8 protein-coding genes and 2 tRNA genes are annotated in these 14,393 nt (G+C 48.0%); 8 read left to right on the top strand and 2 right to left on the bottom strand.

The window, feature by feature from the left end; translation table 11 throughout:
• The first annotated feature begins 21 nt into the window (after nt 1-21).
• Nucleotides 22-1,377, top strand: coding sequence for a sodium-dependent transporter (locus tag V8Z93_RS03685; protein WP_439432435.1), 1,356 nt, complete (start codon nt 22-24; stop codon nt 1,375-1,377).
• Nucleotides 1,378-1,383: 6 nt separating this feature from the next.
• Here the strand turns inward: V8Z93_RS03685 and V8Z93_RS03690 are convergent, their stop codons facing one another.
• Nucleotides 1,384-2,352 (bottom strand): helix-hairpin-helix domain-containing protein, encoded by a 969-nt coding sequence (locus tag V8Z93_RS03690; protein WP_439432436.1) that lies wholly within the window; start codon nt 2,350-2,352, stop codon nt 1,384-1,386.
• Between the two features lie 23 nt (nt 2,353-2,375).
• A tRNA-Pro gene (locus V8Z93_RS03695) sits at nt 2,376-2,448 on the bottom strand.
• Nucleotides 2,449-2,625: 177 nt separating this feature from the next.
• Between V8Z93_RS03695 and V8Z93_RS03700 the strand changes: the two genes are divergently transcribed.
• The 7 genes from V8Z93_RS03700 to V8Z93_RS03730 all read left to right on the top strand — a co-directional run bounded on the left by V8Z93_RS03700 (nt 2,626) and on the right by V8Z93_RS03730 (nt 14,360).
• Nucleotides 2,626-2,698 (top strand) — tRNA-Phe (locus tag V8Z93_RS03700).
• 236 nt (nt 2,699-2,934) lie between these two features.
• On the top strand, nt 2,935-6,027 hold the full coding sequence (locus V8Z93_RS03705; protein ID WP_439432437.1) for a SusC/RagA family TonB-linked outer membrane protein: 3,093 nt from the start codon (nt 2,935-2,937) through the stop codon (nt 6,025-6,027).
• A 16-nt stretch (nt 6,028-6,043) separates the two neighbouring features.
• Nucleotides 6,044-8,101, top strand: a complete 2,058-nt coding sequence (locus V8Z93_RS03710; protein ID WP_439432438.1) for a RagB/SusD family nutrient uptake outer membrane protein — start codon at nt 6,044-6,046, stop codon at nt 8,099-8,101.
• Nucleotides 8,102-8,269: 168 nt separating this feature from the next.
• Nucleotides 8,270-8,626 carry a subtilase gene (locus V8Z93_RS03715; RefSeq protein ID WP_439432439.1) on the top strand — a complete coding sequence of 119 codons (357 nt, stop codon included), beginning with the start codon at nt 8,270-8,272 and terminating at the stop codon, nt 8,624-8,626.
• Nucleotides 8,626-10,518: a pectate lyase family protein gene (locus V8Z93_RS03720; RefSeq protein ID WP_439432440.1), complete on the top strand. Its 1,893-nt coding sequence runs from the start codon at nt 8,626-8,628 to the stop codon at nt 10,516-10,518. Before V8Z93_RS03715 ends, V8Z93_RS03720 begins: the two co-directional genes overlap by 1 nt.
• Nucleotides 10,519-10,785: 267 nt before the next feature.
• Entirely contained in the window at nt 10,786-11,886 is a 1,101-nt protein-coding gene (locus tag V8Z93_RS03725) for a glycoside hydrolase family 53 protein (protein ID WP_439432441.1), read from the top strand.
• 17 nt (nt 11,887-11,903) lie between these two features.
• Complete coding sequence (locus tag V8Z93_RS03730; protein WP_439432442.1) at nt 11,904-14,360, top strand: glycoside hydrolase family 2 TIM barrel-domain containing protein; 2,457 nt, start codon at nt 11,904-11,906, stop codon at nt 14,358-14,360.
• Nucleotides 14,361-14,393 lie beyond the last annotated feature (33 nt).

Raw genomic sequence — 14,393 nt, forward strand, 5'->3', positions numbered from 1 at the left:
AGCATAAAAATATAAGAAACAATGGAGAGTAGAGGAAATTTCGGAAGTAAGTTGGGCGTCATTCTCGCCACGGCAGGTTCTGCAGTAGGTTTGGGAAATGTTTGGCGCTTTCCTTATATGGCAGGTCAGAATGGAGGTGCTGCCTTCATCCTTATCTACCTGGTGTGTATCATCCTGCTGGGTTTGCCTGGCATGATGAGCGAGTTTATCATTGGTCGCCATTCGGCTTCCAATGCAGCACGAGCTTATAGCAACCTGGGTAAGCATAAGGCTTGGGGAACCGTGGGACTGGTGGGTGTCATCACCTCCATGATTATCCTGGGTTTCTACGCCGTAGTGGCAGGCTGGTGTCTGCAATATCTGTATGCCAGCATCATGGGTGGCGTTCATGGCGACCCGGAGTATGTGAAGACCTACTTCCAGACCTTCTCCTCCGATCCTATTCGTCCTACCTTATGGGCGGTGGGCTTCATCCTGCTTACCCATGCGGTGGTAGTAAGAGGTGTCCGCAATGGAATCGAGAAGGCATCCAAGATTCTGATGCCGCTGCTTTTCATCCTGCTCATCGTCATCGTCATTGCCTCCTGCTCTTTGCCGGGAGCGATGAAGGGTGTGCAGTTCCTCTTCCATCCTGATTTCTCTAAGGTGGATGAGAACGTGCTGCTCGAAGCTTTGGGACAGGCATTCTTCTCTCTGAGTCTGGGAACAGCCTGTCTGTGTACATACGCATCTTACTTCAGTCGCCAGACTAATCTCCTGAAATCTGCCAGTCAGATTGTGGTGATAGATACCGTGATTGCTGTATTGGCAGGATTGATGATTTTCCCGGCAGCTTTCTCGGTGGGCGTGCAGCCGGATAGCGGTCCGTCGCTTATCTTCATCACTTTGCCTAATGTGTTCCAGCAGGCGTTTGGTGATATGCCTGTGGCAGGTTACATCATCTCGGTATTGTTCTATGCTCTGTTGGTATTGGCGGCGCTCACTTCTACCATCTCCATGCACGAGATTGGTACGGCGATGATTTATGAGGAACGCAAGATGACCCGTTCCAAGGGTGCGTGGATAGAGACCATCACCTGCAGCATCATAGCCGTATTCTGTTCCCTTTCCCAGGGAGCAGTTCCGGGATTGGGCTTCTTCGGCAAGGATTTCCTTACCAATTGTGATAACTTCACGGCGCAGCTGCTGATGCCGCTGGCATCCATCGTCACCTGTCTCTTCCTGGGCTGGTATGTTCCGAAGAAGATTGTGCGTGATGAGTTTACCAACTGGGGTACGGTGAGTGGCAGGTTATTCCCTGTCTTCCTCTTTATGATCCGTTTCGTCAGTCCTATCTGCATCCTCCTTATCTTCCTCCATCAGTTTGGAGTAATCTAGAAGATTTTAGAAGCAGACATAAGGTTGGAGCCTTTCTATTTCATCGGGTGGGAAATCCTTGAGGAGTTTCAACTCTTCCAGACTTTTGATAGGACCTCTTTGTCTTCGGTAATCGCAGATTTCCTTAGCCTGATAGAAGTTGATGTAAGGATGATTGCGAAGCTGGTTGAGGGTAAGCTTGTTGATGTTGAGCCGGTGGATGTGTTCGGCATCAATCTGGATGAAACTGATGGCAGCTTCCGGGAAACCGTCGATTTCTTCCAGTTGCTCGGCAGAAGCGAAGCCTCCAAGTTTATCTCTGTATCTTACGATGGTGCGTGCATAGTAGCTGCCGATGCCTGGAATCTTCATCAGTTCCGTGGTGTCGGCATTGTTGATGGCGATGTGTTCGCCCGTCTTTAACTTGTGGGGATAATTGTATACCTTGGATTCCCTTTCATCATACCCCCTATTATAATAAGGTGTATGTCTTCTTTCCCTGCGCTCATATCTTTCATTTCCGTAAAACTCGGAGGCTTGCTTGAAATCATCTGCTATTCGGATGAAGGGGAGCAGGGCTTCGAAGGTTCTCTTGGTGATGCCATAAACGCGGGCAAAGTCGGATGGACGTGAGAAGGCTCCTCCTTTCTCTCGGTATCGGTAGATGCTTCTGATTTGCCAGCTCTTCAAACCCAGGCGCTTGAAGGTTGTAGAATCGGCAGTGTTCGGGTCAAAGGGAAAGAGTTCGTGCACCTTTCCTTCTTCCTGATAATACAGGGGATGCTGGGAGGTGGCTTGTTGGATGAGAGCCTGTTGGGAGGAATCACGTAGAGTGATCGGTTGCCCGTTGATGTCTCTGGATGCTGACGCATCTTTTCCGTCATCGGAACCTCCGATGACGACCACAAGAGAAAGGCATACGATGAGAATGGCTAGCAAGGCGAAGACGGCTTGTCGGTCATTCTTGGAGAGGTAAAATAGGTCTTTTATGTTCATAAGTCCCACTTTTTGGTGAATAGTCGGGATTACTGGACTCGAACCAGCGACCTCATCGTCCCGAACGACGTGCGCTACCAACTGCGCTAAATCCCGATGTTTTGGCACCTATGGTCATAAAGACGATGCAAAGGTACACCAAAAATTGCATAAAACCAAATAAAAAAGCACTTTTTTATCTTTTTTGCAAACTTTTTCACCGAAAAATTTGGTGGAACCGATTTTTATTACTACCTTTGCACCCGCAAATGAGAAATCATCTGCAAAGAGTATGGTGCCATAGCTCAGTTGGTAGAGCAAAGGACTGAAAATCCTTGTGTCCCCGGTTCGATTCCTGGTGGTACCACTTCAAAAAGCCGAATTTCAGAAATGAAGTTCGGCTTTTTGTTTGTTATAATCCGTAAACGTTTACGTGTCTTTTTCATACGATAAAGGAACAACATTAAACTATTTTTCTTATTTTTGCATTGTAGAAAGTAAAAGTATCTGTAATAACCAAGATATTTTATCTGATTATTTATAGAAACCTATAAGAGAATTTCAACTTAGAAACAATAATAACCAAGCTAAAACGAGATGTTTATGCAACAACAACTAAAAAGAGCAAGTATGGCACTTGCGTTGGGTTCTATTTGCATTGGCGCTTTCGCCCAGGCAACAATTAAGGGTACCGTCAAGGACTCTAATGGTGAACCTATGATTGGTGTAAGTGTAGTTCCTGATGGAGCTGCTGGTGCTGGATCAGTTACTGATCTGGATGGTAATTTTACGCTCAATGGCGTCAAGCCATCTACCGTCATTAAGTTTTCTTATATTGGATATAAGGAAAAGTCGGTGAAGGTAGGTAGTCAGAACACTATTTCTGTTGTAATGGAAGAGGATAACAACTCTCTGGATGAGTTGGTTGTCATCGGTTATGGTGTCGTTAAGAAACGCGACCTCACGGGTTCCGTGGCTTCTATCAAGTCTGATGACTTGAAGAATGTAGCTTCTTCTAATGCGATGCAGGCGATGCAGGCAAAGATTCCTGGCATGGACTTGCAGCAGAGCAGTGGTGAGTCTGGTTCTGGAGTGAGCATCAATCTTCGTGGTGCCCGTTCTATGTTGGCTTCCAATAATCCGTTGATTCTCGTGGATGGTGTGGCATACGGTTCTACCCTCGACATCAACCCATCCGACATTGAGTCTATGGAGGTATTGAAGGATGCATCTTCTACCGCTATCTATGGTACCCGTGGTGCCAATGGTGTCATCATCATCACCACCAAGCGTGGTAAGGCTGGCAGAACATCTGTGGGCTTCAATTTCTACAACTCTTTCAATAGCGCTACCAATGCCGCACATTCTATGTATGGCAATAAGGAGGTGCAGCGTCTGATTGACAAGCGCGCTTACCAGGATTGGGCAAAGGGCGACAAGACTCTGGATGCCTATAATACCGTACTTTCTGGTATTACTCCTGAGACTGTGTTGACAGAAAAGCTCGACGATGGTACAGCTACATTGGATATCTATAATGATGGTTCTTACACCGACTGGGGCGACTTGCTCCTGAAGAACAGCACTTCTCAGAACTACGAAGTCAACGTGGCTGGTGGTAGCGAGAAGACCAACTTCAATGTTTCTCTCGGTGCGATGTACGACCGCGGTCTGATGAAGAACGACCAGATGAGCCGTTACAATGGTAAGGTGAACATCGACCATCGTATCAACAAGGTAGTAAAGGTAGGCTCAAGCTTGCTTTATACCTATAAGAATTGGAACCGCCGTAACTCAGGTGTTTACAACCAGGCGTTGAAGATGACTACCATCACTCATCCTTATTTGACTGATGGCAGCATCAACTCAACTCCAAACCCTTGGTATGCAGCTCATTGTTCTCCATTGCTCGATGATGTGGAGGGAGCATATCAGAACAATACCGAATCTACCCGTTTCTTCGGTAATGCCTATGTGGAGTTGAACCCTATCAAGGGCTTGAATCTCCGCTCAATGTTTGCCGTGGATAGAAGCGACTCACGAAATGGCTTGTACCAGGACTATCAGAGTCAGCAGAGATACCAGTCACCTTCTACCAGCTACATCCGTCAGATCAGAAATAACTCTACTGCGATTACATGGGACAATACCATCAACTATAATACCACCATCGCAGAGAAGCATGACTTGACCGCTTTGCTGGGACATGAGTTGACACAGACCGTAACAGAAAGTTCTACTGTAGGCGGTGATGCCGGTGCTACCCACTACTATGAGAGTGGTTTCCGCGATCTTTCCAAGATCCTCTCACCTGTGACAACTTCTACATACGTGAAGACAGCCATGTTGTCATTCTTCGGTCGTCTGAATTATTCATACGCCAGCAAGTACTTGCTTACCGCTTCTCTCCGTGCCGATGGTTCTTCTACCTTGGCAAAGGGACACAAGTGGGGTTATTTCCCATCTGTGGCAGCAGGTTGGAGATTAATCGAAGAAAATTGGCTGAAAGACCAGAAGGTATTGAGCAACCTGAAGCTCCGTGCTTCATGGGGTGTTTCCGGTAACGCAGCCATCGATGCTTATTCTACATTGGCATCCTTGAGCAGTACTACCTATTATTATTATTTAGGTAACAACGACGTGGCTGGTAAGATTCCTAGTCAGATGGGTAACTCTAACCTGACTTGGGAGAAGACATCTTCCTTCAACCTGGGTCTCGACTTCGGTTTCTTCGACGGTCGCATCAGTGGTAGCGTGGATTATTATTGGAACCATACCTACGACCTGTTGTTCTACAAGACAGCACCAGCTTCTTCTTTCCCAACCGTAATCGACAACATCGGTAAGACCAAGGGTCAGGGTCTTGAAGTTTCTTTGATGACAGACATCATCCGTACCAAGGACTTCGACTGGACAGCCAACTGGTCATACTCTCACTTCAAGGATGAGATTACCGAGTTGACAGGTGGTGTAGATAAGTATGTATCAGGAACCAAGGGCCTGTTCGTAGGCAATCGTGTAAACGCATTCTATGATTACAAGGTACTCGGAGAGTGGGGTATCGGAGAGTTTGACCAGTATGTAGAGGACTTCAAGGCAGCTCACGACGGAAAGAAGCCAGGTTGCACAGGTACAAAGGGCTATGGTACACCAGGTTCTCCAAAGATTTTGGATGCAGATAACGATGGCAATATCACATCTGACGACCGTGTACTCTACAACCGCGACCCTAATCATGTGTTTGGTATGACCAACACCTTCAGCTACAAGGACTTCTCGCTCTCTGTGCAGTTGATGGCACGTTTGGGAGGTTACATCTCTTACGCCATGAATGAGCAGTTGAACTATGAGTCAGCAAACTGGGGTGACGCCATCGACTACTGGACACCAACCAATCCGGGCGCTAAGTTCCCTAGCCCAGGTTTGGATTCAAATGCCAGCAAGATCTGGTCATCCTACAAGAGTGCGTTCACATACGAGAAGGCAGATTACTTCAAGATCAAGGATATCACCCTCTCTTACAACGTGCCAGCCAACTGGTTGCACACCGTGGGCATGAGCAAGGCTCGCATCTACTGCTCAATGAAGAACTTCATGACATGGAGCAAGATTGACAACTACGACCCAGAGCGTGGTGGTAGCATCTCGTTCCCAATGCAGAAGCAGGTAGTAGTAGGTCTTAATGTAGAATTCTAAAATCATCGAATCAATTATGAAAACAAAGATATTATTCATGGCAGCAGCCTCATCTATGATGTTGGGGCTTACCTCTTGCTCTGATTTCCTGGAAGAAGAGAACAAGGTGGGCGAAACTGCCGACTTGACATATAAAACCCCTTCTGGATTGGAAGGACTGGTTGCCAACTGCTATACCTTCGCTCGTGGATGGTATGGTAAGGAGGCTGGTTTGGGCTTGAGTGAAATGGGTACCGACCTCTTTTACTATGGCTACGACAATAAGCAGAAGAGCCTTTGCTCTTACAACTTTGGTGCTGCTGCCTTGGAGAACAATGTAGCCGACAACCCTTGTCTGGACCATTACTGGGAGTTGTTCTATAGCGCTACTGATGTTTGCAATAATGCACTCAAGTATATCAACGAGGCTACCTTCCTGGGCGACGAGGAGAAGAACCGCAACCTGGGTGAGGCGCACTTCATGCGTGCTTTCTACTATTTCCACATGGTGAACATCTGGGGTGCTATCCCTTACAATGCCGAGCCTGTCACAGCTCAGAACTTCAATCCAACCCGTATGCCGGAGAATGAAGTCTATGGCAAGATTCTGGACGATCTGGATGCATCTATCGCCAACTTTGAGGCTGCTGGTTACAAGACCAAGGCAGATGGCCGTGCCAACTATTGGGCTGCCAAGGCTTTGAGAGCAAGAGTGTTGCTCTATGCTGCTTCATGGTTGGGCGGACAGTTGAACCAGACCGTAAAGGGAGGTAACTACGGTGGCAAGGACAAGAATGCCCTCTATACTGCAGCACAGGCTGATGCTGAGGCTGTTATCGGTGCAAGCGATTATGCCAGCCTGGATAATGACTACAAGCATGTATGGACCATGTCTAACGAGAGCTACAATACCAACAAGGAGGCTCTCTTCGGTGTAACATATTCTCAGGACATCGCTACCAATGCCAACTGTATTCCTTACCGTTACCGTTTGGAAGGCGGTAGCCCAATGCAGTATAACAGTTTGATTACCCGTACAGGTTATAGTCGTGGTGGTAATGCCATGCTGCTGATGTTCGTATCAATGTGGAACAATGGTGCCACCGACCTGGGTGGTAATGGTCAGAAAGACTACCAGGTGTTCTGGCGTATTGCCAAGGGCAAGACTACTATCAAGAGTAAGTCAACCGGCAAGAACGTAGAGTGCGGTGCAGCTTACTCACCATACGGACGTGGCTTTACCCGCTACTTGCCATCTTTGCACTTGTGGAACCTGTTGGAGAAGCATAAGGCTACCGACCAGCGTTCTGAGGCAACCCTGCTCGATCACTACGACATCGCATCTCCAGATTTGGCAAAGAATGCAAAGAATTATCCGTTGTTGCAGGATACAGCCATCTACTACTGTCCTATGGATGGAGATTCTCCAGAGGGTCAGGCTATGCAGGCTTGGGCTAAGGACAGATACCGCATCCAGTTTATGGCTGGTGGCGACATCCCTGTTTATACCTCTATGGATGAGGCTACAGCCAAGCCAACAGAGGCAGCAGTCAAGAGCTCTAGGGTTTATGGTGACGAACGTTTCAATTCATACAAGATTGCTGGATGGTGCTCATTCCCAGGTATCAAGAAGTTCCTGGATAACGAGTATGATGAGAATTACCCAACCAACGACATCTCTAGCCGTGATGCCATCGTGATGCGTATCCCTGAGATGTATCTCATCAAGGCAGAGTGCCAGTTGGCTTTGGGTGACGGCAATGCTGCCATGGCAACCATCAACCAGCTTCGTCAGGCTCGTGCCATCGAAGGCACCGACAATACTCTGAGCGGCAACGCCACTATCGACACCATCCTTGAGGAGCGTGCCGTTGAGTTCTGCGGTGAGCAGATGCGTTGGTTCGACTTGAAGCGTACCGGAAAGCTTTATGAATATGTAGAGAAGTACAATGCTCAGGCATCTGCCAACTTGAAGGCGGATGGCAGCAAGCATTATCTCTACCGTCCAATTCCACAGAACGAGATTGATGCCGTTCAGAACTTCACAACAGAGGTGAACAGCACCACAGGCTTCTGGCAGAATCCAGGATATTAAGGATAGGTTAGATATAAGTTAACACACTCTATTTTTTGGCGAGCATTGTTCTTGGTGAATAGTGCTCGCCTTTCATCCCCCAAAATACATAGAAAGATATTCTTTGTTTTTAAAAGACATTCTTTATAATGCAAGTCTTACAAAACATGTCAAAATCAAGCATTTAAGATGAAAAAGTACTTAATCCTATTGGCTTGTATGTTCTCTGCCGCCGTGTATGCAGACAACAAGCAAACCGTAAAGGTAGATGGTCAGGTTATCGATAAGACCATCACAGAAATCACCTTTGATGGTGACAACGTAACGCTCAGCTACGCTGACAACTCTTCTGATACGATGGATATGTCGCTCGTATCGCTTTCTTTCACTTATGGCACATCCGCAGGTATTCATCAGGTGGAGCAGCTCAAGGAGGCATTGCAGGGTAAGGTTTTTAACCTCAATGGTCAGTTGGTGAGCAATTCCGTAGAGGGATTGTCTAAGGGCGTTTATATCGTGAATGGTAAGAAAGTAATCATAAAGTAATGAAGGAGGAATTCAGAATGAAGAAAATGGTATTCTCTTTGGCGCTCTTATTGGGAGGTGCCGGTAGCATGTTGGCTCAGGTAAATGCAGATAAGGTGAATCATGCTGTGGCTCGTAACAGCAAGGTGAACCAGATGTTTGTTACCACCAATGCGGGAGATGTGAAATATTACAATACTGCCGATTTGGCCAGTGTGAAGTTTGAAGGCGACAAGGCTATCATCGCTCCGAAGGATGGAAGCGATAACGATGAGTATGATGCTTCTGTCAGAGAAATCAACTTTGCCAAGCGAGTGGAGCAGGGTGAGAACGGAGGTGTGGAGAATCCTGCCGGCGTTGTGAAGATTACGGAAGCAAAGGCCTGGCTGGAGTCTGCTTATCTGAAGTGGGCTCCTTTCGAGGGAGCTTCTTCTTACAATGTATATGTAGATGGCAAGAAAATTGATGCACAGCTGATTCGTCAGTATGCTTCTTATTTCCGTGCCGATGTGCTCGGCTTGAAGGCGGGTTCCTATACTGTAAAGGTGGTTCCTGTGGATGCTGCCGGTAAGGAGATGGCTGGTGCCAATACGGTTTCCAATCTCTTGGTAAAGAACTATAACCGTGAGGGCTTCGCTCATTTCAATTACGAGGGAATTGGTGCTTACAACAATGATGGTACATTGAAGTCGGATGCCAAGATTCTCTATATCACAGCAAGCACAGCCAAGACCGTATCTACAGAAGTTATCACCGGAGCCAAGAACAAGAAGCAAACCGTGAAAGGTTTGCAGGCAATCATCGATGCTTACCAGAAGGGATATGATACCACTCCTATTGCTTTCCGTATCATCGGCAAGGTGAGCCTGGCTGACCTGGATGGAATTTCAAGTTCTGCCGAGGGTTTGCAGATTAAGGGTAAGGCTGGCTATTCTACCATGAACATGACCTTCGAGGGCGTGGGTGATGATGCCACCGTCTATGGCTTCGGCTTCCTGGTAAGAAATGCCAAGAGCGTGGAGTTCCGTAACTTCGCCATCATGCGTTGTCTCGACGATGCAATGTCGCTCGATACAAAGAATTCAAACATCTGGATTCACCACCTGGATCTTTTCTATGGTAGAAAGGGTAGCGCTGCCGACCAGGCTAAGGGAGATGGAACCGTAGATATCAAGGGCAATTCTAAGTATGTGACCGTGGCTTACAACCATTTCTGGGATAACGGTAAGTCTTCTATGTGTGGCATGAAGAGCGAGACAGGTGAAAACTGGATTACCTATCACCACAACTGGTTCGACCATTCCGATTCCCGTCATGCCCGTGTACGTACCATGACCGTTCACATGTACAATAACTACTATCAGCATTGTGATGTATATGGCGTAGGAGCCACAACGGGTTCTAATATCTTTATGGAGTCAAACTACTTCGATGCCGTGAAGCGTCCAATCATGAGTTCTCAGCAGGGTACTGATGCCAAGGGTTCAAAAGGAACCTTCTCTGGCGAGAATGGCGGTATGATCAAGGCGTATGGCAATGTGTTTGCCAATAAGCCAAGCGGATTCAGCTACGTTACCTATGCATCCAACAATACCAGCTTCGATGCCTACGAGGTAGCCAAAGCATCCGATCAGGTGCCAGTCGGTGTGAAGACTTTGGTGGGTGGTACTACCTATAATAACTTCGATACCAACTCAAGCTTGATGTATGCACATACAGCCGATAATGCAGCCGATGTACCTGCCATCGTAGAAGGTTATTATGGCGCTGGTCGATTGAACCATGGCGACATCCACTTCGATATTCCAGATGAAACCGTAGTAACCAATGGTCATCAGCAGCCATTGCCAGCATTGGCAAGCATTCTCGATGCTTACAAGTCGGGTGTGGTAAAGGTATTTCTTCCATTATAATATAACAAAACGGACAAAAGCGGATAGATTCCGTCTTCTTGTCCGTTTTTTCTTTTCATTTGTCAAGTATCTGTCTAGCACTTTGCGTTCTATTTCCTACTTTTGCAACCGAAACAAATCGTTGTAACTGGCGGCGAGGTTACTGTTACTGCCGACATCAACGCCATGACCTGGAAGTATGAATAAATAATTCAGCAATCTTTGCAATATCTGATACGTAAAAGCGTTTTTAGAATAAAGTAAAGATAGCTATAAACCCAAAGAACAATGAAGAATATTTTAGGAAAAGCCATATTGCTGGCTTCAGCACTTTTGTTCTCTATCGCGGGCACAAGTTGCAGCAATGAAGATAATGCTACTCCCGAAAAGGAGAAGACATACGATATGAGCGGCTTCGCCAAGGGAGCCGATGTAAGTTGGCTCACAGAGATGGAGAAGGATGGTGTGAAGTTTTATACCCAGGCAGGAAAGGCGCAGGAGTGTATGTCACTTCTCCGTGACCTCGGTACCAATGCCATCCGTCTCCGTGTGTGGGTAAATCCTGCTGGTGGATGGTGTGGCAAGAATGATGTTATAGCTAAGGCATGGCGTGCGCAGCAGCTCGGCTTCCGCCTGATGATAGATTTCCATTATTCTGATACCTGGGCTGACCCTAGCAGCCAAACCATTCCTGCTGCCTGGAGGAATTATTCTTTCTCAGAGATGAAGAAGGCTGTGGCAGACCATACTTCTGATGTCCTGAATGCCCTCAAGGCTCAAGGTGTAACCAATGTAGAGTGGGTGCAGGTGGGCAATGAAACCCGAGATGGAATGCTCTGGAATGATGCTGAAGGCGATGAGCCCAAGGCTGTAACTGGCCGTGCCTCTAAAAACGTAGCTAATTTTGCCGCTTACATCAATGCCGGATATGATGCTGTAAAGGCTGTTTATCCAGAGGCTAAGGTGGTGGTGCATGTAGATAAGGGTGAAGACCTTGGTGGACTTACCTGGCTATACGACCAGCTGAAGAACAATGGTGGTAAATGGGATGTCATCGGATTGTCTCTTTATCCTGAAGACAACAACTGGAAGAGTTATGCAGAGAGCTGTCTCGCTAACATTCAGACTCTTTCTTCCAAGTATGGTAAGGACGTCATCGTTTCTGAGATTGGTATGTGGTGGGGTTCCGATCAGGCTGCGCCAATGATGAAGAAAATGGTGGATGGCTGCAAGGCAATCTCTACCTGCGAGGGTATCTTCTATTGGGAACCAGAAGTTTACAACAACTGGAAGCCAGCCAACTATACCACTCTGGGTTGGTCTGCATATACCAAGGGAGCCTTCGACAACAGCGGCAAACCAACTGCCGTATTCGATGCATATAAATAAGAATATTAAATAGCAATATGATCAAGAGAAGCATTACTTTCATGACTCTTGCCCTGGCACTCACTACGCTGTGCCAGGCGCAGAGCAGAAAGGTTATCAACCTGCCATCATGGGATTTCTCCCGTGATGGCAAGGCGTGGCAGCAGGTAGCTGTTCCTCACGATTGGGCTATCTCGGGTCCTTTTGATAAGAAGTGGGACTTGCAGATGGTGGCCATTGAGCAGAATGGCGAAAAGGAAAAGACAGAGAAGTCGGGCCGTTCGGGTGCGCTGCCTTGGATAGGCGAGGGCATGTATCAGATGAAATGGACGGCTCCTAAGGGCTACAAGCGTGCCGTCCTTGTTTTCGATGGTGCCATGAGTCAGCCGGTGGTTTGCGTGAATGGCAAGGAGGCTGGCAAGTGGGCTTACGGCTACAATGCCTTCCGCATCGACATTACCCCTTTCATCCAGTTTGGCAAGAGCAATTTGATAGAGGTACATCTTAATAATGTAGAGGAAAGCAGCCGATGGTATCCAGGCGGCGGTCTTTACCGTCCGGTTTCCGTGGAACTTTACGGCAACGAGAACTTCTCTACCTGGGATACCTTCGTCCGTACCCTGAAGGCAGATAAGCAGGAAGCCGAAGTAGAGGTGAACGCCTTGCTGGAAGGAAAGATTGGTAAGTCGGGCAAGACGGTCATCGCTTTGCTGGATGAGGCTGGTACCAAGGTAGCCGAGCAGACCATTAAGGGTGCAACCCCTGAAATCAAGACTACCCTGAAGGTATCGAACCCTCAGCTCTGGTCGCCGGAATCTCCTTACCTCTATCAGGTGAAGTTAACCCGATATGAAGGCAAGAAGGTGGCTGATGTCCAGACGCTGAAGACCGGTATCCGTACCATCTCGGTATCCAAGAATAATGGTTTCCAGCTCAATGGCATCACCCGCAAGATCAAGGGTGTCTGCCTGCACCACGACCTCGGTCCGTTGGGAGCTGCAGAGAACAAGGCGGCACTCATCCGCCAGATCAAGACGATGAAGGAGATGGGTTGCGATGCCATCCGTACAGCCCACAACATGCCTTCTACCATGCAGATGGAAATCTGCGATTCACTCGGCATGATGGTGATGGCAGAGAGTTTCGATATGTGGATTTTTCCTAAGTGCAAGAATGGCTACGCCAAGTTCTTCAAGGAATGGAGCGACAAGGATATGACCAATCTGGTGAAGCATCACCGCAACCATCCTAGTATCATCATGTGGAGCATCGGTAACGAGATTCCTGAGCAGTGGAGTAAGGAGGGTAAGGAGATTGCCAAGCATCTGCAGGATATCTGTCATCAGTATGATCCTTCCCGCCCTGTAACCCAGGGTATGGATAAGGCTGAGGCTGCCCTGAAGAGTGGATTTGCCCAGGTGATGGATGTTCCGGGCTTCAACTATCGCGTACATAAATATTATAAGAATATCGAGCAGTTGCCTCAGGGATTCCTCCTGGGTTCAGAGACAGCATCTACCGTCAGCTCCCGTGGCGTGTATAAGTTCCCGGTTCAGGTGCGTGCCAGCAACAACAACCCATACGCCGACGGTCAGTGCTCCAGCTATGACACGGAGTATTGCTCCTGGAGTAATCTTCCGGATGATGACTGGAAGATGCAGGATGACTACAGTTGGGTAATCGGAGAGTTCGTGTGGACGGGCTATGACTATCTGGGCGAGCCGACTCCATACGATACCTACTGGCCAAGCCGCAGCAGCTACTTCGGTATCTGCGACCTTGCCGGACTTCCAAAGGACCGATATTATATGTATCGTGCCCGCTGGAACGAGCATCAGCATACCACCCATCTTCTTCCTCACTGGAACTGGAAGGGTAGAGAAGGACAGGTTACCCCTGTATATTGCTACACCGATGGTGTGGAAGGTGAGCTTTTCGTGAATGGCAAGAGCCAGGGCAGAGTGCGCAAGGACAAGTCAAGCCGTCTGGACCGCTATCGCCTCCGCTGGAACAACGTGAAGTATGAACCGGGCGAGATTCGCGTGGTTACCTACAACCAGTATGGCGACAAGGTAGGCGAGGACGTGAAGCGTACAGCCGGTGAACCAGCGCAGATGAAGTTCAGTGTGGAAACTCCAGATCATGAGCCTATCGCCTGCATGGTAGAAGGCTGCACCGACGAGCACAACGTGCTGCTGAATGCCGATGGCAAAGACCTCGCTTTTGTTACCGTGAGCCTTCTGGATAAGGATGGCAATGAGTGTCCGCTCGCTGATGATGAGCTGACCTTCGAGGTAACGGGTGCCGGAACCTTCAAGGCAGCCTGCAATGGCGATGCCACATCGCTCGAACCATTCACTCAGCCACACATGCGTCTCTTCTCAGGCAAACTCGTGATTCTTGTACAGAGCAAGGCGCAGAAGGGCGACATCATCCTCACCGTGAAGGATGGCAAGCGCAACATCGAGAAGACATTGACGCTTCAGGCAATGTAAGGGCTTCCTTATTAAATAGGTAGAATCCCCTAG

This window comes from Segatella copri, from assembly GCF_051861805.1.
Taxonomy (GTDB): domain Bacteria; phylum Bacteroidota; class Bacteroidia; order Bacteroidales; family Bacteroidaceae; genus Prevotella; species Prevotella copri_M.

Coding starts and splice junctions, on each gene's coding strand:
- V8Z93_RS03685 (WP_439432435.1), top strand. CDS start 22: ATGGAGAGTAGAGGAAATTTCGGAAGTAAGTTGGGCGTCATTCTCGCC.
- V8Z93_RS03690 (WP_439432436.1), bottom strand. CDS start 2,352: ATGAACATAAAAGACCTATTTTACCTCTCCAAGAATGACCGACAAGCC.
- V8Z93_RS03705 (WP_439432437.1), top strand. CDS start 2,935: ATGCAACAACAACTAAAAAGAGCAAGTATGGCACTTGCGTTGGGTTCT.
- V8Z93_RS03710 (WP_439432438.1), top strand. CDS start 6,044: ATGAAAACAAAGATATTATTCATGGCAGCAGCCTCATCTATGATGTTG.
- V8Z93_RS03715 (WP_439432439.1), top strand. CDS start 8,270: ATGAAAAAGTACTTAATCCTATTGGCTTGTATGTTCTCTGCCGCCGTG.
- V8Z93_RS03720 (WP_439432440.1), top strand. CDS start 8,626: ATGAAGGAGGAATTCAGAATGAAGAAAATGGTATTCTCTTTGGCGCTC.
- V8Z93_RS03725 (WP_439432441.1), top strand. CDS start 10,786: ATGAAGAATATTTTAGGAAAAGCCATATTGCTGGCTTCAGCACTTTTG.
- V8Z93_RS03730 (WP_439432442.1), top strand. CDS start 11,904: ATGATCAAGAGAAGCATTACTTTCATGACTCTTGCCCTGGCACTCACT.